The organism is Enterococcus massiliensis, from assembly GCF_001050095.1.
GTDB lineage: Bacteria > Bacillota > Bacilli > Lactobacillales > Enterococcaceae > Enterococcus_C > Enterococcus_C songbeiensis.
In genome coordinates, this window is sequence record NZ_CVRN01000007.1 from 1,089,690 (window position 1) to 1,114,184 (window position 24,495).

The 24,495-nt window shown below is 38.0% G+C and carries 25 protein-coding genes and 1 pseudogene; 20 read left to right on the top strand and 6 right to left on the bottom strand.

Features of this window, described 5'->3' with window-relative positions; translation table 11 throughout:
• Window position 1 precedes the first annotated feature (1 nt).
• The 14 genes and pseudogenes from BN1875_RS12490 to BN1875_RS12550 all read left to right on the top strand — a co-directional run bounded on the left by BN1875_RS12490 (window position 2) and on the right by BN1875_RS12550 (window position 12,912).
• Complete coding sequence (locus tag BN1875_RS12490) at window positions 2-1,117, top strand: sodium ion-translocating decarboxylase subunit beta (RefSeq protein ID WP_048605149.1); 1,116 nt, start codon at window positions 2-4, stop codon at window positions 1,115-1,117.
• 12 nt (window positions 1,118-1,129) lie between these two features.
• Window positions 1,130-1,255: an OadG-related small transporter subunit gene (locus BN1875_RS13895; RefSeq protein ID WP_033787933.1), complete on the top strand. Its 126-nt coding sequence runs from the start codon at window positions 1,130-1,132 to the stop codon at window positions 1,253-1,255.
• A gap of 12 nt (window positions 1,256-1,267) precedes the next feature.
• Window positions 1,268-2,662: an oxaloacetate decarboxylase subunit alpha gene (locus BN1875_RS12495; protein WP_016250063.1), complete on the top strand. Its 1,395-nt coding sequence runs from the start codon at window positions 1,268-1,270 to the stop codon at window positions 2,660-2,662.
• A 244-nt stretch (window positions 2,663-2,906) separates the two neighbouring features.
• A pseudogene (locus BN1875_RS12500) lies at window positions 2,907-4,556 on the top strand (phosphoenolpyruvate carboxykinase (ATP)).
• A 211-nt stretch (window positions 4,557-4,767) separates the two neighbouring features.
• On the top strand, window positions 4,768-5,757 hold the full coding sequence (locus tag BN1875_RS12505) for an aromatic acid exporter family protein (protein WP_048605150.1): 990 nt from the start codon (window positions 4,768-4,770) through the stop codon (window positions 5,755-5,757).
• Between the two features lie 287 nt (window positions 5,758-6,044).
• On the top strand, window positions 6,045-6,473 hold the full coding sequence (locus BN1875_RS12510; RefSeq protein ID WP_010759304.1) for an RNA polymerase sigma factor: 429 nt from the start codon (window positions 6,045-6,047) through the stop codon (window positions 6,471-6,473).
• Window positions 6,460-6,702 (top strand): helix-turn-helix domain-containing protein, encoded by a 243-nt coding sequence (locus BN1875_RS12515; RefSeq protein ID WP_010759303.1) that lies wholly within the window; start codon window positions 6,460-6,462, stop codon window positions 6,700-6,702. The genes BN1875_RS12510 and BN1875_RS12515 overlap by 14 nt, the downstream gene beginning before the upstream one ends.
• A gap of 371 nt (window positions 6,703-7,073) precedes the next feature.
• Window positions 7,074-7,259, top strand: coding sequence for a DUF3173 domain-containing protein (locus tag BN1875_RS12520; protein ID WP_010759302.1), 186 nt, complete (start codon window positions 7,074-7,076; stop codon window positions 7,257-7,259).
• Between the two features lie 4 nt (window positions 7,260-7,263).
• Window positions 7,264-8,412, top strand: coding sequence for a site-specific integrase (locus BN1875_RS12525; protein ID WP_048605151.1), 1,149 nt, complete (start codon window positions 7,264-7,266; stop codon window positions 8,410-8,412).
• A gap of 530 nt (window positions 8,413-8,942) precedes the next feature.
• A complete protein-coding gene (locus tag BN1875_RS12530; RefSeq protein ID WP_048605152.1) occupies window positions 8,943-9,320 on the top strand; it encodes a hypothetical protein in 378 nt (125 codons plus the stop codon).
• Window positions 9,321-9,594: 274 nt separating this feature from the next.
• Window positions 9,595-10,572 (top strand): DUF4947 domain-containing protein, encoded by a 978-nt coding sequence (locus BN1875_RS12535; RefSeq protein WP_053082162.1) that lies wholly within the window; start codon window positions 9,595-9,597, stop codon window positions 10,570-10,572.
• Window positions 10,569-11,165: a hypothetical protein gene (locus BN1875_RS12540; protein WP_048605153.1), complete on the top strand. Its 597-nt coding sequence runs from the start codon at window positions 10,569-10,571 to the stop codon at window positions 11,163-11,165. Before BN1875_RS12535 ends, BN1875_RS12540 begins: the two co-directional genes overlap by 4 nt.
• A 112-nt stretch (window positions 11,166-11,277) precedes the next feature.
• Complete coding sequence (locus tag BN1875_RS12545) at window positions 11,278-12,174, top strand: ABC transporter ATP-binding protein (RefSeq protein WP_048605154.1); 897 nt, start codon at window positions 11,278-11,280, stop codon at window positions 12,172-12,174.
• A gap of 15 nt (window positions 12,175-12,189) precedes the next feature.
• Entirely contained in the window at window positions 12,190-12,912 is a 723-nt protein-coding gene (locus BN1875_RS12550; protein ID WP_231586087.1) for an ABC transporter permease, read from the top strand.
• 74 nt (window positions 12,913-12,986) lie between these two features.
• Here the strand turns inward: BN1875_RS12550 and BN1875_RS12555 are convergent, their stop codons facing one another.
• Window positions 12,987-13,967 carry a DNA/RNA non-specific endonuclease gene (locus tag BN1875_RS12555; RefSeq protein WP_082147283.1) on the bottom strand — a complete coding sequence of 327 codons (981 nt, stop codon included), beginning with the start codon at window positions 13,965-13,967 and terminating at the stop codon, window positions 12,987-12,989.
• Between the two features lie 108 nt (window positions 13,968-14,075).
• Window positions 14,076-14,777, bottom strand: a complete 702-nt coding sequence (locus BN1875_RS12560; protein ID WP_048605156.1) for a hypothetical protein — start codon at window positions 14,775-14,777, stop codon at window positions 14,076-14,078.
• 249 nt (window positions 14,778-15,026) lie between these two features.
• Here BN1875_RS12560 and BN1875_RS12565 point away from each other — a divergent pair, with 249 nt between their 5' ends.
• From BN1875_RS12565 to BN1875_RS12580, 4 genes are all read left to right on the top strand, one after another.
• Window positions 15,027-15,521, top strand: a complete 495-nt coding sequence (locus BN1875_RS12565) for a helix-turn-helix transcriptional regulator (RefSeq protein WP_048605157.1) — start codon at window positions 15,027-15,029, stop codon at window positions 15,519-15,521.
• A gap of 10 nt (window positions 15,522-15,531) precedes the next feature.
• Window positions 15,532-16,215 carry a hypothetical protein gene (locus tag BN1875_RS12570; RefSeq protein ID WP_048605158.1) on the top strand — a complete coding sequence of 228 codons (684 nt, stop codon included), beginning with the start codon at window positions 15,532-15,534 and terminating at the stop codon, window positions 16,213-16,215.
• A 311-nt stretch (window positions 16,216-16,526) separates the two neighbouring features.
• The gene (locus BN1875_RS12575; protein ID WP_048605351.1) at window positions 16,527-19,196 is read left to right on the top strand and encodes a cation-translocating P-type ATPase; all 2,670 of its coding nucleotides are present in this window, start codon (window positions 16,527-16,529) and stop codon (window positions 19,194-19,196) included.
• A gap of 119 nt (window positions 19,197-19,315) precedes the next feature.
• Window positions 19,316-19,750 carry a DUF2188 domain-containing protein gene (locus BN1875_RS12580; protein WP_048605159.1) on the top strand — a complete coding sequence of 145 codons (435 nt, stop codon included), beginning with the start codon at window positions 19,316-19,318 and terminating at the stop codon, window positions 19,748-19,750.
• 42 nt (window positions 19,751-19,792) lie between these two features.
• On the opposite strand, the gene BN1875_RS12585 is transcribed toward BN1875_RS12580, so the two are convergent.
• Both BN1875_RS12585 and BN1875_RS12590 read right to left on the bottom strand, forming a co-directional pair.
• Complete coding sequence (locus BN1875_RS12585) at window positions 19,793-20,239, bottom strand: hypothetical protein (protein WP_048605160.1); 447 nt, start codon at window positions 20,237-20,239, stop codon at window positions 19,793-19,795.
• A gap of 108 nt (window positions 20,240-20,347) precedes the next feature.
• A complete protein-coding gene (locus tag BN1875_RS12590; protein WP_048605161.1) occupies window positions 20,348-20,878 on the bottom strand; it encodes an HdeD family acid-resistance protein in 531 nt (176 codons plus the stop codon).
• 152 nt (window positions 20,879-21,030) lie between these two features.
• On the opposite strand from BN1875_RS12590, the gene BN1875_RS12595 reads away from it, so the two are divergent.
• Entirely contained in the window at window positions 21,031-21,513 is a 483-nt protein-coding gene (locus BN1875_RS12595; protein ID WP_048605162.1) for a hypothetical protein, read from the top strand.
• A 52-nt stretch (window positions 21,514-21,565) separates the two neighbouring features.
• Here BN1875_RS12595 and BN1875_RS12600 read toward each other — a convergent pair whose 3' ends face one another.
• On the bottom strand, window positions 21,566-22,162 hold the full coding sequence (locus BN1875_RS12600) for a nitroreductase family protein (protein WP_048605163.1): 597 nt from the start codon (window positions 22,160-22,162) through the stop codon (window positions 21,566-21,568).
• A 100-nt stretch (window positions 22,163-22,262) separates the two neighbouring features.
• Entirely contained in the window at window positions 22,263-23,723 is a 1,461-nt protein-coding gene (locus tag BN1875_RS12605; protein ID WP_048605164.1) for an NAD-dependent succinate-semialdehyde dehydrogenase, read from the bottom strand.
• A 175-nt stretch (window positions 23,724-23,898) separates the two neighbouring features.
• On the opposite strand from BN1875_RS12605, the gene lepB reads away from it, so the two are divergent.
• Complete coding sequence (lepB, locus tag BN1875_RS12610) at window positions 23,899-24,444, top strand: signal peptidase I (RefSeq protein ID WP_048605165.1); 546 nt, start codon at window positions 23,899-23,901, stop codon at window positions 24,442-24,444.
• Window positions 24,445-24,495 lie beyond the last annotated feature (51 nt).

Consider the following 24,495-nt stretch of genomic DNA (forward strand, 5'->3'; position numbering starts at 1 on the left):
AGTGGAAACGTTAGTTCAAGGTCTACAAGGCATGGGCCAAGAGCCCGGACGAATTGTCATGATGATTATCGGTGGAACTTTGATGTATTTGGGCATCAAAAAAGAATACGAACCTACCTTGCTCGTACCCATGGGACTGGGGACTATTTTAGTGAATTTCCCAAATTCTGGGGTGTTAAGCGCTGGGGGAGAAGCAGGGCCGTTTCAAGTCCTATTTGATATAGGAATTAGTACCGAGTTATTCCCATTGCTTCTATTTATTGGGATTGGAGCGATGATTGATTTTGGCCCGTTGCTGCAAAATCCCTTTTTATTACTGTTTGGTGCGGCAGCTCAGTTTGGCATTTTCTTCACGATTATCATGGCCGTCCTATTAGGATTTGATTTAAATGATGCGGCTTCTATCGGAATTATCGGGGCAGCGGATGGGCCAACTTCCATCTTTGTGGCAAATACGCTGAATTCGAAATATATGGGGGCAATCATGGTAGCGGCGTATTCGTATATGGCACTAGTACCAATCATTCAACCTGTAGCTATCAAAGCCGTGACCACGAAAAAAGAGCGTAAGATTCGTATGCGCTATCAAGCTGGGGAAGTTTCCCAAACTGCGAAAATCCTTTTTCCAATCGTGATTTCGATTGTGGCGGGATTGATTGCGCCGGTTTCCTTACCCTTAGTTGGTTTCTTGATGTTTGGGAATCTATTACGAGAATGTGGTGTTTTGGATCGGCTATCAATCACTGCACAAAATGAATTGGTGAATATTATTAGTATTTTACTCGGTTTGTCGATTTCCGTAAAAATGCAGTACGAAGAATTTCTTCAAGTGGATACCTTAATGGTCATCGGGCTAGGACTCGTGGCTTTCGTGATGGATTCGGTAGGCGGTGTGCTCTTTGCAAAATTGCTTAACTTATTCCGCAAAGAAAAGATCAATCCGATGATTGGGGCGGCGGGTATTTCCGCATTCCCTATGTCCAGTCGAGTGATTCAAAGGATGGCAACGGAAGAAGATCCGCAAAATTTCATTTTAATGCATGCGGCAGGAGCCAATGTCTCTGGTCAGATTGCTTCGGTAATTGCCGGTGGTTTGCTGTTAGCACTGCTCGCTTAGGAGGAGAATAAAATGTCAGAAGCTTTACTAAAATCGCTTGAATTGCTTGTATTCGGATGGGGTGGCGTGTTTATCGTCATTTTCATTATTTACTTGGCTTCCATCTTATTAAGTAAAATGTTTCCAGTAAAGAAATAGGGGATGAAATCATTGGAAAAACGTATTCGCTTCACAGAAACTGTATTACGAGATGGGCAACAAAGCCAAATCGCCACGAGAATGACTACCGCTGAGATGACCCCAGTTCTCCAAACCTTAGACGAAGCAGGGTATCATGCTTTGGAAGTTTGGGGTGGCGCGACCTTTGATTCCTGCCTGCGTTTTCTAAATGAAGACCCGTGGGAACGTCTGCGCACCATCCGACAAGAAGTCAAAAACACCAAATTGCAAATGTTGCTCCGGGGACAAAATTTATTAGGCTATAAGAATTATCCCGATGATATCGTTCGAGCGTTTATCACGAAATCGATTGAAAACGGCATTGATATCATTCGCGTTTTTGATGCTTTGAACGATTTGCGTAATTTGGAAACAGCAATCGCTGCTACCAAGGAAGCAGGGGGCCATTGCCAAGTTGCGATTTCTTATACCACTAGTGATTTTCATACCATCGATTATTATCGTGGATTGTCCAAGAAAATCGCCAAAATAGGGGCGGACTCCCTGTGTATCAAAGACATGGCAGGAGTACTCACGCCACAGAAAGGGTACGAGTTGGTATCACAGATTAAAGATTCCACGGAATTGCTAGTCGATGTTCATACTCATGCGACCAGTGGAATTGCGGAAATGACCTATTTGAAAGTCGCTGAAGCGGGGGCAGATATTATCGATACAGCTATTTCTTCCTTTGCGGGAGGAACCAGTCAACCAGCCACGGAATCCTTAGCCTTGGCCTTTGAGGAGCTGGGCTATGATACAAGACTCGATTTAGGAAAAATCAATGAAGCTGCCGAATACTTTAATCCGCTTCGAGATCGTTTTCGGGCAGAGGGCCTACTGAATGCAAAGGTCAAAGATACCGAACCCAAAACACTGATTTATCAAGTTCCTGGGGGGATGTTGTCTAACTTATTGAGTCAGTTAAAAGAGTTAGGTCTGGAACAACGCTATGAGGAAGTATTGGCGGAGGTACCAAAAGTACGGGCTGATTTGGGCTTTCCCCCACTGGTCACACCTCTTTCGCAAATGGTAGGGACCCAGGCGGTGATGAATGTGCTTACTGGAGAGCGCTACAAAAATGTGCCTCTAGAAATCAAAGACTATGTGAGAGGCCTATATGGCAAATCACCGGTTGCGATTGCTTCAGAAATTCGTCAGCAAATCATTGGAGATGAGGCGGTTGTTACTCAACGGCCGGCGGATTTACTACAACCTGGATTAGAGCATTCGGAGACTGAAATATCTCAATATGCCAAGTCTGAAGAAGATATTTTAAGTTATGCTCTTTTTCCAGAACAAGCACGTGATTTTCTGGGACGTCGGGAAAATCCATTCTATGATGTTCCGCTTCAGAAAGTTTCGGTTACGTTGGACATTAACTGATTTTGAAAAATTTGAAATGACCTAACTGAATTGTTATTATGAAAGGTCCCTACTTTTGATAGATGTTCTAAGGGTGGGGACTTTTTTTGGTTTATTATGGATGGGTGTTATTAAATTTTGAATTACTAGACTACGAGAATAGAATATGAAACATTTTTGAAAGATGAGAAATTCTATCTTATCTTATTGGAAAAGTTTTAGAGATATAAGAACGCTTTGGATTGGATTTAGGAGGAATCACGATATGGCAAGTGTTGGTACATTTTCACATGAAGAAATCACGATAGAGAATAAGGCATTTTCTAGTTTTAAAACAATTATAGAAAGTGCTTTTTATGGCAATAATGTCGAGGTTATTAGCGATTTAGCTAGCGCTTATGATTTGGCAAGGAAGGCGCCCGGTGCTGTTGTTACGGACATGCCTGTAAGTCATGCAACTGATCTAGGCTTACCAGAGGATGCTAAAGTAATTGTTTTTAATGATGGAAAAGTCACTGGACGAACTGCATCGGCTCGTCGTGTCATTGGACAACCAGGAATCGACAAGACTTTATATGAAGGCGTATTGCGAGATGCTTTGGCCCAAGGAACTCATAAGAAGTTCTATGCAGGAGAAGTCGTGGTAGGGTTGGATAAGGATTTCATGGTAAAAGCACATCTTATATTACCAGAAAACTACGAGACGAATTTCTACTCCTATCTTTTGAATTTCCAAATTATGAATCAGGAATGGCGAGCGCTGTACCAAGACTCTAAGAATTATCCTGAGACGGATATTTATTTGTATGCAGATCCGGATTGGACACATCCAGCTTTTCCTCATGGTTTAGCACTATTTGATTCAGAACACAATGTAGCAGCTATATTAGGTTTAAAATATTTTGGAGAATTAAAAAAAGCCACTCTGACTTTGGCATGGTCTATCGCTCATCGAAATGGGTATGTAGCGTGTCACGGTGGGATGAAGGAATATCAATTCTCAGATAAAAAATTTACCATGGCGGCTTTTGGGCTCTCTGGTTCTGGAAAATCCACAATTACTTTGGCCGAGCATAATGATAAATACCAAATAAAGGTACTTCACGATGATGCATTTGTCATTAATCAATTAGATGGCTCTACCACAGCATTAGAGCCGTCCTATTTTGATAAGACACAAGATTATTCTTTGACGGATCCAGCGATCAATTTCTTTATGACTTGTCAAAATGTTGGCGTGACGTTAGATAATGATGGGAAGAAAGTCATTGTCACTCAAGATATACGAAATGGAAATGGGCGAACGATGAAATCATGATATGTGACGCCAAATCGAGTAGACCATCTATGTTCATCTCTTGATGCGATTTTCTGGATTATGAAAGATGATACGTTGCCTCCAGTAGTGAAGATTGATGATTCGGTTTTGGCGGCAGTCTTTGGTTTAACTTTGGCTACAAAACGTTCTACAGCTGAAAATATTGTTGATAATAAAGATCGAGATAACTTGGTGATTGAACCTTTCGCTAATCCATTTCGAGTTTACCCACTAGGAGAAGATTTTGAAGATTTCAAAACGCTTTTTAATAAAAATCAGACAGCTTGTTATATCTTAAATACCGGATTTTATCAAGGTAAAAAAGTCACTCCACAAGATACTCTTTCTTCAATTGAAAAAATTGTGGAAAAACAAGCAAAGTTTGTCTCTTTCGGTCCAATTTCAGGAATGAATTATCTACCATTAGAAGGTTTTGAAGTAAATTTTGATGATGCGAAATATATGAAAGCTTTAAGAGAGCGGATGGAAAGCCGATTAACCTTTATTTTGAATCAAAATTCGGAAAGGGAAGGGTATAACGCATTACCAGAAGAAGCAATTACTACTATGAGAAGAGTGATTACAGAGTTATCTTGATTGTAGATGCTCCTTTAAATTATTTAAAATGGTTGCATTGTAATAATCTCAAAGGGGTAATCTGAAAGACTACCCTTTGAGATTATAGTATTTATTCTGAATAAATTGGAGAATAAAAATAATAAGGATTATTATCTGCATCCTTTGGAAACGGAGTTACGTTAGAGTATGTTCGCTACACGTTGCATTAACCAAGAAATGGAGGCCTGAGATGATTCAACGGTTGGCTCTATGGAACCATCTATTGTATGCATTAAAAATTGGTATTGGTAGTGGCGTATCAATCTATATAGCGGAAAGTTTGCAATTGGAATATGCTTCATCAGCGGGCATCATCACGTTGCTAACTATTGCTTCCACAAGATCCGAGACTCTGCGTATAGGATTGCATCGTATAATCACATTTATTGGAACCGTGGTATTATGCGGGCTAATGAACTCAGTGATTAGTGCGGAGTGGGTTGCTTATGGCATCGTTATGGTCGTTCTGACTTTTGCCTTGAGTTTACGTGATTTGCTCAAAACACTCTCGGGAAATGCAGTCGTGGTGAGTCATTTGTTGCGAGCGGCAGATCAAATAATTACAATCGAAAATCTAGTTAATGAGTTTTCATTATTGTTGATTGGGCTAGTGATTGCCATTGTCGTCAATAATTTTCAAAATTGTGAAAGTCAGAAGAAATACTTAGAAAAGGCAGTGGAGTCTACGGATCGAGAAATGCAGAAAATTTTTTATAAACTTTCTGCTTATTTGAAAGATCCCACACTTAACAATCAAGTTTGGGAAGACATCATTCAGCTGGAAAAAGACATCTTAGGATATACGGCGATTGCTTTTCAATACCAACAAAACCGTCTTCCACGAAAAGATCATTATTATGTGAATTATTTTGAAATGCGTCTGCAACAGAGCGGTGTGCTCCATAATCTCCATTATGAGATGAAAAATATACGAGTATTTCAAAGTGATTCACAAATTGTAGCTGAGTTTCTTGATTCGATGATTGACGATTTGTCTAAAATGAATTCTCCTCTAATCCAGCTGCGTAAAGTAGCTGATTTGATTCTATACATTCAACAAAACAACTTATCTACGACTCGTGAGGAGTTTATTAGTAAAGTACGTCTTTACCATATAGTGATGAACATCGAAGAATTTTTGAAGTTTAAAGAACGTTTTGTGGCAACTTTAGACAAGTAAATCTGAAATAAGCGTTTTTGATAACTCAGATTTCACCTTTCACTTGAGTAATTAGATTGTAAGTAACTCATAAGCTTCATGGCATGTTGATATTTTGAATAATAAAAAATAATTCTGATAATAAATTAATCCGTTTGTGAGGCGTATAGACAGCTCTTGTCTGTATGCCTTTTTATTTTAAAAAAATTTGTCTTTTTTCGAAAAATGCTCACTCCCAGATTGTAGTAATAATGGAAAGGGATAGATATGAAAACGAGTTGAATGATTTTTTTGAGGAGGAAAATGTTATGGGCGACTCTAAAGAAACCCACATTCAACACATGTTTGACAGTTTTTGTAAGAAAGTAGTCCGCAATGAAGCATTCAATATTCAAAAGAAAGATGCGAGATTTCGCCAGCGTCAAATTTCAATGGAGACGTTGGAACAAAAAAATCTAGGTACAGAATTCTATTATTCTGACACGAGGCTGAATGGTAATGGGAAGTTTCCTGTCTTAGGAATCGAAATTTTAATAGGCAATGAAGTATTGGCAAATGCAATTGAACAATTGGCTAGTGTTAGACAAGAGATCATCCTGATGTCGTTTTTCATCGGTCTCAATGATCGTGAAATTAGTGAAATAGTCGGAAAAAGTCTTGGAAGTGTTTGGTATCAACGTCAGGAAGCCTTAGAAGATCTGAACAGGATATTAGGTGAAAGTTATGAAGAAAACTAAACGATATATACCGTCCATACCAGTAGAAACGATCAAAGCTGCAAGCTCCGGCGATTCAATCGCAATGACCATTGTCCTGTCAAAATATCAAAACTATATTTCAAGAGTAGCCATGAAGTCCGTTTATGAAGAAGAAAAAGGCATGGTTATGTATATGGATGAATATATGCGTAGACAACTGGAAACGAAATTGATTGAAAAGATACTTGAATTTGATACAACTCGCTAACGTATTTTTTCCCTTTCCTTTTCATTCTATGAAAGTTTTTTATCAGTTTCGAATAGAAGACTTTCATAGGCTGAAAAAGCCGAATGCTCTTTGAAAAGTGAATAGTATATCTATCAGTACGTGTAGCTTACGAGTTTCTATTTAGTTTCGCCATGACAAGATATTCCTTTGAGCGATAGTTTCTGAAATGAACTCGTGATTACGATAATGATACTTCCGTAACCAAATTGGCCCGCCATTACTGGGGGGAGGTGAGATTCCTATGTGCTTTGGCAGAGCAGCTGATAGATGAAAAAAGTCCATCAAAAGTTGATAGCTATTTCTAGAAAAACATTGCTGAGGATAAGACAATTTTGAAGGAAGGCGGTATAATGAAGACAGCTACTAGAAAAGATATAATTGATTTGGGGTTTTCTCAGTACTATGCTGACAAAATTTTCAAGGAATGCAAGAGACTTCTCGTCAATAAAGGATATTCATTTTACCGAAACTCAAAGATAAAACGAATTCCTATTTCAATTGTAGAAGAGGTCTTGCATATTTCTTGGGAGGAATAGTGCAATGAGAAGAGTTACAAATGTGTACAAAGACGAAAAACGAGGGACGTGGTATTTTTCGTTGTCTCTAGGGTACGATCGGTTTGGTAAGAGAATTCAGCCCACCAGACGGGGATTTAAAACCCAGACAGAGGCAAAACAAGCCATGGAAGAGTTGAAAAAGAATTATTCTGATTCTCAAAATATCTATTTACAAGGAATTACGTTTCGAGACTTTTATAAGAAGTACTTCTTTCCTTGGTATAAACTAGGTACAGTTGAGAAAACCTATGTAAAAACCGACAAGACGTTAAAACGTGCTCTGGCCTATTTCGGAAACATGCAGATGGAAAAGATCAGACCAATTCATATTCAAGAGTTTCAACAGTACCTCGTTGAAAAGTGTTCTGTTACGAACAAAGAGGGTACCACACGTCCGTTATCAAACAATTATATTAAACAGATTTTTAACAAGTTACGGATCATTTTTAAGCGTGCAGTGGTTTTAGAAGTGATTGAAGAAAACCCAGTCGATACGATTGGTAAGATTCGAACAGAACGTTCAGTAGTAGAGTTTTGGACTGTTGAAGAGTTTAAAAAGGTGTACGCTTGCCCATATCTCTGTGATTTTCAGGAGACTTTCTACAAAAGAATGATGCGTTTTTTGTTTGTTACAGGTCTCAGAAGTGAGGAGCTTTTTGCTCTGCAATGGCCGGATATTGACTTAAAAAAAAGTACTTGTAGTGTGAATAAATCTCTTTACATTCGGACAAGAACGGATTATGAGTTTTCTGATACGAAGAATGCTTCAAGTATCCGAACTATCACACTAGACCAACAAACTGTCGAAGATTTGAAAGAATGGCAAGAAACCCAAAAACTAATCGGCGAGGATTTAGGTTTTGTTTTCACCTTTGATGGATTGCCACCGTCACCAAAAACATTTTTGGGACGTATTAAAAAATTGGCCGAGGTTGCTGGTGTGAAATCAATTCATTTACATGGATTACGACATTCCCATGTTGCTTTTTTGATTGAGCATAATAAGAACATCTATGCTGTTTCAAAACGGCTGGGGCATTCGTCCATCAAGACAACTTTAGACAAATATGGGCACCTATATCCTGAAACAAACCAATCTCTAGCAGATGAATTTACCAAATTTGACGTGTAATTTTTTTACGATTTACTGCTGTCAAATTGCTGTCACGGGCTGTTTCTGAGATGCAAGGTGTTGATATACCGGGCTTTAGAGGCCACTTGTCGGAATCGAAAATGGACGACGATGAAAAACCTAAAAAATAAGGGTTTATTTGGAAATAGAAGTGAATAGTTTGTGGATTTTTAGAAATTGTCTATGGTAAGAATATCCGTAGACAATTTTTTTGACAGTAAAAAATGCGAAACTTTGATGCACCAGAAGATTGAATCGATACTACTCCAATTCAGACACTCAAGTTCAATCTTAACACGCAGGATTGTTAAATCTAAAGAATAAAATAGGAATCCAATATTTTAAAAACCATACGTTCTTGAAAGGGGTTGCAAAAATAATTGTGAACGAGTAAGGTAGAGATTAGGAACAAGCTTTAAAAATCAATAGTAATTGGATTAAATGCAGAATATGTTTAATTTAAATACTGTGTTAAAGGCGTATAAAAATACAGGTGTTTACCGCAAACAGCATAATTAGGGAGGCGCAAAGTGGATAATCGCGAACGAAAACAAAATTGGGGATTAATGGGACTGTATGCTCTTTTGTTGATAACAGCTTGTCTCTTCCATCAAATTAAATATTATTTTTTAGCCAGAATATTGCTAGTGATTGCCATTATTTTAATAATCGTTTTCTGGAGATATTTGTTTAAGAACAAGATAATTGGTATTTCTTTTTCAAGTACTGTTTTTCAACAAAATTTACAAAAAAATGAACGTCGCTTTTTATATGCTCTTGTTATTCTTGTTATGCCGATCTTAAAACTGCGAAATATTTCTGTAAGTGATGTCGTACTATCAATCCTACTAATTTTGATGCCCATTTTCCTAAGTACTTTAGATGAAAAAGCAGAGAAAAAGAAATAGTGACCGTGGTCTATAATTTCTTGAATATAATTTTTAGTCAACCAAGAGCAAACTGTTCTTGGTTTTTTTCTACTAAAAATGAAGACATCTCCTTTTAAAACCAAGAAAGTAGAAAAATGGAAAATACTAAATAACCTACGATTAGATTATTGACAAAACATGATAGGTGGGCTATTTTCATTATAGTATTTATCAGAAAAACAGCAGCTTTTCGAGTTTTTAAGCATTGAACAAAAAAATTCCAGCGGATGTTTTTTTGGTTTAAGGAGAATATATGAAAGCTTTAGTTTGTGAGTTTTGCGGAGGGAATCGTTTTAAAAAAGTAAGAAATGGGTATGAATGTGAATATTGTCATGCTGTTTATCCCTCAAATGAAATCGACGTACCTGTCGATATTTCTCATCGAAAATCTCACTTCGGCATCTGGCTCGCTGCAGGGATCATTTTTTTTGTTGGAATTGGTTTTGCACTTCATGGTCCATTAGAAAAAGGAATCGATGGTTTGGGGCAAGGAGCGGCGGTCACGACGAAAGCGACAAAGTGGAGTGAAGACGAGTTAAAGAATCCCCAAAGAAATGTAATGATTGCGGAGTTGACGCTAAATCAAGAAGAAATATCAAAAGCAAAGGTATCCATAGCTAAATATGGTGGGGACAAAACGAAAGAATATGGGCAACGGTTGGATTTAGCGCAAAAAGAGCACGATAAATTGGAAAAAAATCGACTCACGCGCGCTCCTAAAAAAGATATGCTAATTGAAAATCCTGATTCAGATTTAGCGGCGACTAGTTATTACAAGGAGAATGGGTTTTTATTAGCTTATATTCCCGAATATACCCAGTATTCAGAAAAAGATGTTACAAAAGCTTTTGGAAAACCAGATGAAATTTTAACCGATCCTAATAAAATTAGAGAAAATATAGTGCTTAATTATGATGATGAGAATCTTGAGAATTCGGAAATGCAAATTTTGCAAAAAGAGTTACGAGATGGTCAGTTAACCTGGCGAGAAGTTCATGCCTTTTTATTGGCACTCAATGATTTTTCAGCCGTAAGTTTCACAAAAGAATTCGTCTATGAGGAGCAAGGAAAACCCAACGTATATTTTGAGGGAGAAAAAATTATTTATATCTCACCAATTCCACGATATGTTTACTTTACAAGAATTCCTGAAAGTCATCCTTACAATGGCTTAGGTTCATATCCTGAAGATTTTCCAGAAAATTATACGGAGAAAGGAACCTGTCAATGAAGCCACAGATATGTGAAAATTGTGGAAGTACGGAATTCCACGAAACTACCAATGGTTGGAAATGCGATTATTGTAAAACAGTGTATATAGCAGAAAAAGCAAAACCTAAAATAGATACTGTGCCAACTTTATCGAAAGTAAAATGGGGGAAACTGATTTTAGCAGTTTTCTTAGTGTCACTAACGATCTTCATAGGTAAAATTTTTATTCGTTCCATTTCTTCTGAAACTGCTGAACCATCAAAACCCGCTGAGGCGACTTATACTTTATGGACGTCTGATTCTGAGGAAAAAGATATCAGTAGCGTTTCTGGATGGAGCCAATCGGTTTTTGACGCCATCCAAGTAGCAACAGAAGAATATAACGAAAAAACAGAAAAGTATTCTTATACCAATGGCGGAAATTATGCTGATTTGGAAAAAATAGTCGGCAAACCAACAAGTAAAGTTACTTGGGAACAGGAGGAGTATGGACACCCTGCAAAGGTAATAGCGGAATGGCAAAATAATGAAAGCGGAGAGTATGCCGGGATGACCGTCACTGTTACCTATAATAAAAAAACGTTGATGATTATTGATAAAGATGTGTATTAATGTAGTTCGTAGAAAGGTGCAAGAACCCGTCTAGCTACTAAAAAGTTCAGACCTCCTGTATACTTAAGAAAAGGATTTTTCTGCAAAAGGTTTGGGTACAGGAGGGAATCTTATGAAGCCGGTCATCGTTGCTGAGAAAATAAAAAAAGAATTTTCTAACAATGTCGCATTAAGTGAGATTGATCTGACAATCAATGAGAATGAATGTGTTGCCTTATTAGGAAAAAATGGGGCAGGAAAAAGTACACTTCTAAATATTATATTGGGAAATTATTTTCAAACGAGTGGAAGTATTACAATGAGTTTTGAAAAAAATGAAATCGGTTTTTTACCACAAAAAACGAATTTTCCCGATGATGTAAAAGTAAAGGAGCTTCTTCATTTTGTCGCTAGTTATGGGGAAAATCATCTGTCTGAAGAAGAGAGGAACAATATCTTAAAATTTTCTTCTGAACAATTAAATCAATTTGCCGCAAAATTATCTGGTGGACAACAGCGGCTCCTTGATTTTTGTTTGTCTATCATTAATAAACCTAAATTGCTGATTATGGATGAACCAACGAATGGTATGGATACCAGCACTCGAAAGCATTTTTGGGAGATTATCCAGCAATTGATGGATAATGAAACAACAATTGTTTTTACGACACATTATATTGAAGAAGTGAATTACAGTTCAGATCGGGTGATTTTGTTAAACGATGGAGAATTGATTGCTGATGACACGCCTTACCATCTTCGAATGCTGGATCACGAGAAGATACTTTGGATCGAATCCGATAACTATACACCATACAAAGAAAAAATCCAAAAAATAATTTCCGTTAATCAAATCCGCATTGTTGAAACGAATGAATTGACAAAATGGCACTTTCAAGCTGAGCAGACAAGCAGAATTTTTGAAGAACTGTTAGCCATCGACTTTCCTTTAGAAAAAATCGAATTAACCAATACCTCCTTATTGGATACGATTTTTAATGAAAAAGGAAAAGAGAGAAAGGCGGAATAGGCAATGAGAAACTTGATGAAAGTTGAATTATTGCGGATTACCCGCAACAAAAAATATTTGCTTATGAGTATCGCTATGCCGGTTGCATTTTACCTAATCTTTACGGCGGTGCTTAAACTTCCCAATCCAGAATATCAAAAGATCTTCATGAAGGAATATCTTATTTCAATGACAACCTTTAGCTTAACCAGCTTTTCTATTTTCACTTTCCCATTTGAAATTATCGAAGACAAGAAAAATGGATGGCGCGTCCTTTTGAATCGACTACCAATCAAAAAATTTGATATTTATTTAATCAAGATAATAAAAATGCTACTCCTCTTCATTTTGGCGATTTTTCTTGTCTTCATGACCGGATTTTTTGTACGAAAAGTTGATTTGACCGTGCAACAATGGATTATTTCTGCTTTGTTGCTGTTGTTTGGGGCAACGATTTTTCTAAGTCTAGGGACGATTCTCAGCAATTTTAAGGATGAAAAAACAGTGTCTGTTTTTGCGAATATCTTGTTTTTAGGATTAGCCATGTTGGGTGGATTGTGGTTTCCGACTGATCAATTTCCTGGCTGGTTACAAACTATTTCCCAAATGACACCGACTTATCATTTTCGAGAATTGGCTGTGGGCTATATCGAGAATGGTTCCGTACCGCTAACTTCTGTTTTGATTATGATAGCTTATGGGGTTGTCTTTTTAGGTATCTCGTTTCTTATTTCAAGAAAACGGGAGGATGTGGCTTGATAAAAGTAGAAGCTGTAAAAAAAGAAGTATCCGCATATGTTGGATACTTCTTTTTGAGGTTACAAATAGAATAATTACTCTGCCGGTGGGCGATAGCCGGCAGCTTTTGCTTCTGCAATAGTCTTGAACCAAGTCTTCGGATTTGTCGTTTTGTCATAATATTTCGAACCGGGAATATGATAAATTCCGCTATTGGAGCCTTTGATCAAGCCATTGCCGTTTTTATCGACAAATTTTTTTTCTTCGCTCACGGATTCTGTTGTACTGGTTGTTGAAGAGCCAATTCGACTGGTGCCATCTGAATAATTGATTGTTACACCATCCTGAATGTTAAAAATATACACGTTAAATTGGATATCATCACTGTCGATGGATTGTGCCTGCATGTGTACGCCACGAGCAACTAATTCTTCTCCTTTAAAAACCGGAACGACAGAATAACGAACATACTTTGTTGGGTTTTCTTTAAGGAAATAGGCGATGTCGGACTCAAAACGCAGCATTTCCGGACTATTCAATTGTCTAGTACCGGTAATCAAATTTTTCAAATTATTATTTTGCCCAGTCAACTGGAAGCCAATCAAATGGGACCGATTGTACAGATAGCCGTCTTTGATTTTTTTATTCCGCCAGCCGGTAGGGTCCACGGTCAAGGGTTCACGCTTTTCAGTCGGCATCAGACTTTTTTTGAGTAATGCTTCGGCATAGGTTGGTCGATTCAAAGAATCTAAATCGCCATATTTTTCCCAAGGACCATTTTTGGTGATCAAATCTTTTTGGGTGAAGGTGGGCTTCCCTTGATTTATATCAATGGTCTGCGTTCCTTTATAACTCAACTCTGCAAGTTCGCTATTGGTTGCTTGAATGTTTTCCTGTGAAACTGAATCAGAACTTGATTCTTTTCCCGGAAGATTGAGTGAGGAACAGCCTGCCAGAAAAATTGCCGTTAAGCTAATCAGGGATAGCAGTTCATATTTTTTCTTTTTTGAAAGATGGGAAAAGACTAGGGGGGTCAAAATAATAAAAATTCCCACTATTACATAGATAAAGTGCATATTATTCTCCTTTTACTAAAAAATCTAAAAAGCTCTTTATGAGTATATAACAATTTTTTATTTTTTGGGGATGTTTGAAATAAAAAAGAATCTGGATTATCCCAGATTCTACTGTGGTTCATCGTAGGTTGCCCAAACAGATTGTGCAATTTCAAAGGGACGTGCTTTTTTGCCATCAATAGGCTCGTAAAGCAGTTCTTTTTGCGTTTCAGGGATTTTTAAGACGTTCAGAAAATGGTTTGTTTCCTTCAAAAAACCAATCTTAGCAAATTCATTTTTTTCCAAAGTATACTGGATACCTGTTAATTTTGCTTCTTTGTCTGCGGTAAATTCTGATCTATCCCGTAAATAGACGACTTGATTACGGAAAAGAAAATAATAAGAGTCATAGGCAGTCCCAAGATAATCAACAGATTCGCTAACCGGATGAGAGGTGTACATACCAAGTGCCTCAATACCCGCCCGATTCTGAAATCTTTTGAATGAATTGATTGTTTCTTCGTCATAAGGTTCATACCCAGTAAAAGTCAGCTCACGGTCACGAATATTTGGTAAAACGTCGCGACTGACCGTGTAGAATTCCTGAAGTCGATTGTGTTGGAGATAAAAAACACCACCAATAGTTAACAAAGCAACGAAAGAAAAAATGGCTACATGCTTGCTGAATCGGTAATGATGATAGATTACGGCAAACATAAAAACAAGTAACAGCAAAGCTCCCATGACAATCAAAATAGGGGAAATAATTACTGAAAAACGTTCACCGGCAATCCATTCTTTTAACTCAATAAAGGCAAAGATAAGAATCATCTCCTAAAAAACAATTGTTACGGTTATCATACCATAATGCTCAAAAAATACTATCTCATTCTCCCATTACGCGTTTGTTTCAAAATAAAAAGTTTTTCTATTAAAGAAATTTTGTAACTTCTAAGTAAAAAACCCTATTCCAGCGCTATGTCTAATGATTTTGTCGGTAAGAAATGGAGGTATTTGTGGTTTTTTTACAAAAATTTGCTAAGATTGGGATATCAAGCAGGGAGTATTGGGGGGAATAAAATGGAACTCAATCAACAGCTGAAGAAGCTGCGAATCGAGCATCAGTTAACGCAAGAAGAATTAGCAAAAAAAATTTTGGTCAGTCGACAAACGGTTTCCAATTGGGAGAATGGCAAAGCACAACCGGATTTGCAAAATTTACTGATTTTAAGCAATCTTTATCAGGTTTCCATCGATGAAATGCTGGAGAATAAGTCGGAGCCGACGTTAATCAAGACCTATCCTCTTGCAAAACGGTACATGTATGGATTAATTGTTTTTTCTGTCATTCTATTGATTCTGCAAATTATTTTGCGACCACGCGGACTGAATATTTTACTTTTTTATACAGTAGGTGGTTTGATTGGCACCGGTGTTTATATGTGGCAAACCAAACGAGCAGCAGCCCTTTATTCCCAAACAGAAAATATGTATGATATTGGTCGATGGATTTGGATTACTTTTTTTGTGGGCATTTTTTTGACAGTCATACTACAATCATTGATTGTGAATTAGGAGGAAAAAAATGAAGCAGGGAGCATTACTTACGATAAGTTCACAAGAAAAATATGGGTTGTTTTGGGCGCAACAAGATCAGGTCTACGAACCAAGAGCGTTGAATGTTCTTAAAGCTGAAAACAGCGATTATGAATGGCAGTTGGTAAGCCTTTCGGATATGAACAAAGACACAATTCTTGCGTATCAGGCAGTGGCTTTTACACCGATTACGCTGAAATATAAAAAAGAAATTCTTCAATGGTACCCAACAGTAGAAGTGATCTTGATTTCCACAGATCAGTTTATGCGGTTTTTGGCACCAAAGGCTGCGGTTATAGGTCAAACGACTGGTTATCTGATTGTTGCCGGCTCAGACATCAATCAAAATAAACTGCCTAAAGAGTTGAGCCCGCAATTTAAAGAAGAGAATCTTCGTCAATTAATGAGAGAGTATCCCTCAGTTTATTGGCTTGTGAAGACGTTAGAAGAGACAAGGGAACTATTGCACCACAATACCAAACACGTCACCGTAGCTTTGGCACCAAAAGCATGGGGATATGAAACACAATTGCAGGAAGAATTTCCAGAGATTAAAATTTTACGAATTACCCCAAAAAATTTGATGGCGACTCCGAAAGAATATGAAAAAGTTATGCTGGCTGTCGCTATTGTTACAATGATTTTATTGGCTTTAATGGGAATTTTTCAATGATGAAAGTGAAAGGAACCGTTGTTATAAAATAACTGAAATGAAAATATTTTTGGAAAATAAAGTTTTTACTTGCACATGTTCTTCAACTTTGTTACTCTTAATATAACGAAAGAAAAGAATATCTCCTTAGGGGAGTAACTGGCGAGTATTCGCGATAATATCAACAGTAAGTTGGTCGTTTTCGATCATCTGGTATTATATTAAACAGTAAGACCTAAGATGACTATCCAGATAGTTGTCTTGGGTCTTTTTCTTTTCTTTCAAATCAAATTATTGGAGGTTCTCGAGTGGAACAGAAATTAGAAAAAGACATGAAGCAGGAAACAACCGATTATCAGAAAAAAATGACCGATCTCTATCACGAACTAGACAGCAATGAAAACGGCTTGTCAGGTGATGCGGTAGAACAGCGTTTGGCAGCTCATGGTTTCAACGAACTTCAAAGTAAAGCAAAAACACCTCTTTGGAAAGTGTTTTTAGAGACTTTTAAAGATGCGATGGTGATTGTTCTGTTGATTGTAGCGGTCGTACAGATCGTGATGGGCCATCCATTAGAATCGGTAGTCATTTTTGCCGTTTTGCTTCTAAATTCTGTTGTTAGTGTGATCCAAACAAAAAAAGCAGAAAACTCATTAGATGCTTTGAAAAAATTATCTTCGCCAAGTGCAAAGGTCCTTCGAAATGGCGCTCCTGAAACAGTACCCGCCAGAGAGATTGTTCCTGGAGATGTCGTTTTACTGGATGCAGGTGATTTTGTTCCGGCAGATGGACGGTTAATCGAAGCTGGAAGTTTACGAATTGATGAAGGAATGTTGACGGGAGAATCAGTTCCCGCAGAAAAAAATACGGCAGAAATTAAAGGGATTCTACCCGTTGGTGACCGCAACAATATGGTGCATAGTGGAACCTTAGTAGTTTATGGCCGAGGAAAATTTCTTGTTTCTCGAACAGGTAAAGAAACCGAAATCGGTCAGGTAGCTGATTTGTTAGAAAATGCTACAACTGCGGCAACTCCTTTACAGCGAAATTTGGATCGATTCAGCCAAAAATTAGGGTTAGCGATTTTAGCACTCTCGCTGTTGATTTTCGGTATTCAGTTGGCACGTATCTTTATTAGCGGCAATCCCGATATTTGGCCGAGTGTGATGAATGCCTTCATGTTTGCAGTGGCCGTAGCTGTCGCTGCCATTCCAGAAGCACTGCAATCTATCGTGACGATTGTGTTATCCTTGGGAACGAAAAAAATGGCGAAGCAGCATGCGATCATTCGTAAACTTTCTGCTGTGGAAACTCTAGGTGCTACCAGTATTATTTGTACGGATAAAACAGGAACCTTGACTCAAAATAAGATGACAGTTGTTGATTCATTTTTTCTTGAAAACCATGAAGAAACCCAACAACAATTACTGCAAACAGCTTTACTGGCAAATGATGCAGCAATCAATGAAGAAGGAAATAAAATCGGTGATCCGACGGAAATTGCGTTAGTTGATTTTGGTAGCGAGAAACAAATTTCAGCAGAAAGTTTGCGGAAAAAATATCCTCGTGAAAATGAATTACCATTTGATTCAGATCGTAAGTTAATGTCAACGGTTCATACGATAGATGGGAAATTACAGTTACTGACAAAAGGTGCACCGGATGTTATTTTCCAGCGTAGTACCCATGTTAAGGTTGGAAATAAAATTTTACCTTTTAATGCGAAACAATTAGAAAAATTCCAAAAACAAAACGAAGAATTTTCAAACCGTGCATTGCGGGTATTGGCTTTTGCTTATCGTCCAGTGCAAACGACAGCCGTGACTCATGAGGATGAAAATCAATTGATTTTGCTTGGTTTGTTGGCAATGATCGATCCGCCAAGAGAAGAAGTTTATCAAGCAATCACCGATGCAAAAAACGCCGGAATCAAGCCAATTATGATTACGGGTGATCACAAAACAACAGCTCGGGCAATCGCACAGGAAATCGGGTTATTTTCAAAAGGCGATTTGGCTTTGACGGGTGCTGAGTTGGATCAATTAACTCATGATGAACTAATGGAAACGTTGGAAAAAGTCACTGTTTATGCTCGAGTTTCTCCGGAAAATAAAATTCGAATCGTAAAAGCTTGGCAGGAAAAAGGACACATTTCTGCAATGACTGGGGATGGAGTCAATGATGCTCCTGCCTTGAAGCAAGCAGATATCGGAATCGCCATGGGTACTGGGACAGATGTAGCAAAAGATGCATCAGCAATGGTTTTAACAGATGATAACTTTGCTTCAATCGTCAATGCAATCGGTGTTGGTCGAAATGTTTTTGATAATATTAAAAAAGCCGTTGCTTATCTTTTTGCCGGTAACTTAGGAGCTATCATCACAATTATTTTCGCTTTAGTGATGAATTGGGCAAATCCATTTACCGCTTTACAATTACTATTTATCAATTTGGTGAATGATTCTGTGCCAGCAATTGCTTTAGGAATGGAAAAACCGGAACCAAACATTATGCAACGTCAGCCAAGAAATCCACGAACGGGCATTTTTTCTGGAAGTACCTTCATCTCGGTTGCGTATCGGGGAATTTTGATTAGTATTGCCGTGATCGTTGCCCAATGGATTGGAATGCTGCAATCTGCTGAGTTAGGTGTAGCCATGTCCTTTTCCACGTTGATTTTGAGTCGTACCCTACAGATTTTCCCAGCACGATCCAATACACAAACCGTGATTGGCGCAGGCTTCTTTCATAATAAGATCGTTCTAGCGGCTGTCGGTTTTTGTGGACTATTGTATGCTGGAACACTTTTACCGGCGCTACGAGGGTTATTCTCAATACCAGCAGATTTTGGTCAGACACAATTTTTCATTTCTCTTTGCCTGGCGCTTGCAGCAGTCATTTTAATGGAATTGACGAAAGTGCTTCTATCAGTGATTCAAACAAACGGAAAATTTTCGTTTTCAAAAAAAGCCCCAAATTTTTCTGATTCATCTGCAAAATAAGCAATGGAGAGATAAGGTGAAATTCTTTTCCTCAGTCGATTCTCAAGCTACAATAAAAGAGTAGACGCTCATTTTGAGGGCTTTTGCAAGAATCACTGAGGTAAAAGGAGGATATTTGTATGTCATGGAACATGAAAGATTATCCAGTATCTATGAAAAATTTAGATCATTTGGTTCGAAAAAAAGCGATTGACATCGGAAATGCGCTTTTGACCGATGGCTATCCTGAAGACCGAGCGATCCCGATTGCCATTAGTCAAGCAAAAAAATGGGTAGAAGATGCGGACGAAAGTGAAAAACGTCAATTTAAAGAAGCAGAAAATCCGCAAAAAGGGGATTTTCATGAGAAAGATCGAAATGCGGAGGAATTGTTGTCGGCAGATGTTTTAGTCCGATTTTCTGAAGATCAGTGGCAGGTGATTTCAGAAGGTGCGGAGCGGGCAAGTGATCGCTTTGATACAAAGGATGAAGCAGTGAAGCGAGCAAAGAAAATTGCCGAAAACAAAGGAACTGCGGTCAAAATTTACAAAAAAGATGGTACATTGCAAAAATAAAAAAGGAGACATTTTCGTCTCCTTTTAATTTGCAATGAACTATTAATTTTGAAAAGCAACGCCAAGCGATTTATCGAGAGGATGACCCAGCAAATGGAGCCGTTTGTCGATTCGGCGGATAACACCGTCAAAATCTTCGGTTGCTAATAAACTACGACGAGCAAGTAAGAGAACCGTACGTTCTTTGCTTGTTCGTTTTTCTTGTCGATAGATATTTGCCAAGCGTTCCACATACTCGTAATGGGTATAGTTGGTTCGAGCAACTAGAAAGGTCAGTAAATCTTCTGCTTTTTCAAACTCTTTCTGACCATAATAATTCAAGGCTTCCCGATAAAGACGAATTTCAAAATTTTCAATTTCTTTTTCCTGTTCTTTTCGTCTGCGCCATTCATTAATAGAAATCTTTTCAGCAATTTGACCATACTGATTATAGACAAAAATAACCGGAATATCATTTAAATTTTCAGGTTCTGTCTTTAATTTTTTCATCGAAGCCACCTCCACATCTATCCATCACTGTTGTTATGTAGAGTATACGTGATTTCATCTGAAAAAACCATCACTTCCGCAAGAATTCAAGAAAAAATGAAAAAATCTTTAGTTCTTTTTAAGCTGAAAGTAGGCAATGATCTCTGAAAATGCCAAAACGATTAAAACAGCTCCGAAAATCTGGAACAAGACGAGAACACTGCCAAAAGGATTGAAGACCAATACTCCGCCGACAACAATCATCGCAAGACTAAATAAAAACCAACCTAACGAAGAGATTCCTTGTTTTCGCAGATTCAATTCTTGCACCAATTGGCGAATCCCACTCAGTAAGACCAAAAGTCCCAAGAAGAATGGGATAATCGAAATGATGAGTTTGGCAAAAATCAAGACGATGGCAGCGACGACTAAAAATAGAATCCCAATCGTCATTTCAGAGCCATAATACCCGGTTGCTTTTTTCTCCCGCCAGGCAGAAATCAAATTCACAATGCTGAGAAAAACAAAATAAGCAGCTACAATGTAGACGATGACATTGAAAAAAGGTCTAGGCTGCAGCAAAATCAGTATACCAACGAGAGCATAAAAGACCGCACGAAGTAGTTGGTATTTTTGTAATTTTTTTATAAACGAATCCATGAAAAAACCTCCATCTCATTTTTCCTTATTGTAACGAAATTTTCTGAAAATGGAAAATTAAATGAATGGAAGATAGGAAAAGAAGAGAAATTATTTTGGTCCCTTTGTTTTTGTGTTAAGATGGAACTGCAAATGAAAGAATGGAGCAGGCTATGGATTTATTTACACTACTATTAATCATCTTTGTTTTTGTTTTGTTTTTCTTTTTATTGATTATACAAAAAGAATTGGTTTTTCGCGCCAAAAAAAGAAAAGGCAGTTGGATTATCATTCCTCTGGCAACGATTTTTGTTTTATGGGGAACGTTTGGGCAACCTGCCACATTGGATGAAAGTATCCGTGGTATTTTATCCGGGTTGATTGTTTTGAGTTTTCTATTGGATGGTCGTGGTTTGACCGAAGAACGTATTTTAGTTAATCCGATGGACAAGCGGGGCATTCCTTTTGCGGAAATTGATCGGATTGTTTTGTATCAGCAGGAAAATATTGTTAAAATGAATTTCTTTCGCCGTGGGATGCGAGGACCTTTACTAAAATTTTCGGCACCCATACAAGAAATCGTTTTATTTTTATCCGATCATCTGAAAGAAGGAACACCGATCGATATTTTGATCGATCATGAGGAAGAAAAATAAACAAAGAAAGAGCAGCGCCTGAATGGTGCTGCTCTTTCTTTGTAAAAAGGAATTAACGGAATACGCGGAAACGTTCTTCGTCATCCAAGTAATCTTTTTCACCAGCATCTGCTTCTTTTGAGCCAAATACTAATTGTGAACGTAATTGCCAGTTGCCTGGAATGTTCCATTCTTTTGCAACGGCTTCATCAATAACTGGGTTGTAATGTTGTAGGTTTGCGCCTAAGCCGGCTTCTTCCAAAGCCACCCATGTATTTGCTGTAGCAATTCCGTTTGATTGTTCTGCCCAATCTGGGAAGTTGTCTGCATACAATGCGAATTGTTCTTGTAGATTTTTTACAGTATCTGTGTTTTTGAAGAATAAAACAGTACCTAAACCAGCTTTAAAGCCAGCTAATTTTTGTTGTGTGTTTGGGAAAGCTTCTGCTGGTGTCAATGGTTTTAATGCAGCTTCTGTTAATTCCCATAATTTTTCGTGTGCTTCACCAAAAAGGATAACTACACGTGGTGATTGTGCGTTAAAAGCTGTTGGGCTTTGTTTAACGACGTCTTTTACCAAGTCTTCGATTTCAGTTTCTGTTAGAGAAACGTTGCGTCCTAATGCGTAGATTGAACGGCGATTTTTTAATGCGTCTAAGAAGTTTGTCATAAGAATTATTCCACCTTTTTTTCTTTTAAATTTATCTTACGAGTGCTAGTATACATACTTACAATTAGTTAGTAAACTATTTTGCTCGGAAAAAGAGAAATTATTTTTTTAGGTGGGTGTTGATGTTGATAAATTTGACTTCTACGTATTCTTCTACGCCGTATTTTCCGTTCTCTCGACCAAAACCGGAATGTTTTACGCCGCCAAATGGTACGGCTGCGTTAGATATGGCCATTTCATTGACACCCACGATGCCATAATCCAGAGACGAGGCAGTTTGGGAAATCGTTTGTAGATTATTGGAAAAGAAGTAAGAGGCTAAGCCAAATTCCGTATCATTGGCAGCGGCGATCACGGCTTCAGTTTCCGTAAAGCCAATGAGAGGGATGACTGGGCCAAAAGTCTCTTCATAATAAATGTTCATCTCGTTAGTAATACCGTCGATAATCGTCGGTTCAAAAAAGAGGCCGTCTCTATATTCACCATCTGTTAAACGATTTCCACCATAAAGAATCGTTGCCCCTTTTTGAGTGGCGTCGGACAATTGGTTTTGGATTTTCTCAATAGCAGATTCGTTGATTAATGGACCAATATCGGGATCGTCTAAACCATTGCCCACTTTCACATCAGAAATTTTTTCAAGTAGCTGTTCTACAAAATCATCTTTAATTTTTTCATGTAAAAAAATTCGATTAGGAGCAGTGCAAACTTGCCCGTTATTTCGAAATTTCGCTGCCAGCAAACTTTCAACAGCTAAAGAGAGATCTGCATCTTGAAAAACAATAAAAGGCGCGTGTCCTCCTAATTCCAAAGAAACATGTTTTAAAGTCGGCGCGGATTGTTCATAAAGCAATTGACCAACTTTCGTCGAACCGGTAAAAGTCAATTTTTTAACATCATTGCTTTCCGTCAAAACTTTTCCAATTGTTTTTGAACTCCCTAAAACAATATTGACCACTCCTTTTGGTAAGCCGGCACGATCAAAAATATCAACCAGTGCCAAGGCAGAAAGGGGTGTTTCCTTGGAAGGCTTCATTACAAGTGTGCAACCAACAGCGAGAGCAGGAGCAATTTTTCTCGCAATCATATTTGACGGAAAATTCCAAGGAGTGATTGCTGCAACTACCCCGATTGGCTGCTTGCGAACCAGCCAATGATGATCCATTGGTGAGGGAACGATTTCTCCGTAAATACGTTGACCTTCTGCCGCATTCCAGCGGAAATTTTCAATATCGGTTTGGATTTCGCTGCGGGCTTCCTTTAATGGTTTTCCTTGTTCAAGCGTCATAATCAAGGCTAAACGTTCGGCTTCTTCTTCAATCAAGTCCGCAATTTGATTCATTATGTTAGCACGTTCAAGAGGATCATGTTTTGACCAAAAGGGAAAAGCAGCCTTTGCAGCGGCGATAGCTGCCAAAGTTTCTTCTTCAGCTCCTTGACTTACTTCGGTGATAACTTCACCAGTGGCGGGATTTTTGATAGGAGCAGTGGGTTGGCTGCCATCGATCCAATTACCATCGATGTAAAGTTGCGTTGGGACATGGGTCAGTTTTGGGCTCATTTTGTATCATCCTTTCGCTGTTCGTTATAAGAAAACGGTAACACGTATTTTTATTTTTCACAATTTATATGATGAGGGAGGAATTTTTTTGAATTTTTCTTTAAAAGTAGGTTTCGCTTTTTGGTTTTGAAATAAATGTGGTACACTGAGCATATCAATTTTGGAGGAATGTCAGTTGAAGAAAAATGAATGGTTACGATCGATTCTCTTCTTTTTAGGGGTAGCATTGATTTTAATTTTATTAAGAAGCTTTGTGTTTACACCAGTGATGGTTAAAGGGGATTCAATGGATCCGACTTTACAAGACGGCGAACATGTCATTGCCTTAAAAAATACCGAAATTAAACGCTTTGATATCGTTACCTTCCCCGCACCAGATGAAGCAGGAAAAAATTATATCAAACGGGTGATCGGATTGCCTGGTGACAGTGTTTCCTATAAGGATGACCAATTGTATATCAACGGAAAAAAATTTGAAGAAGACTATCTGCAAGAGTACAAAGACAAATTGACAGATGGGGCTCCATTGACGAATGATTTTACTATGTTGGATTATTTTTCTTCCGAAACCATTCCAGATGGTAAAATACTTGTGCTGGGGGATAATCGACGGATTTCAAAAGACAGTCGGATGATTGGTTTGATTGATGAAGATGCGATTTTAGGCGATGTAAAATTTATTTTCTGGCCTTTGAATGAAATCGGTACAGTGAAACATTAAGAACTCTTAGCGGGGTTCTTTTTTTTACGAAAATTTCTAAAAACCTGCTGC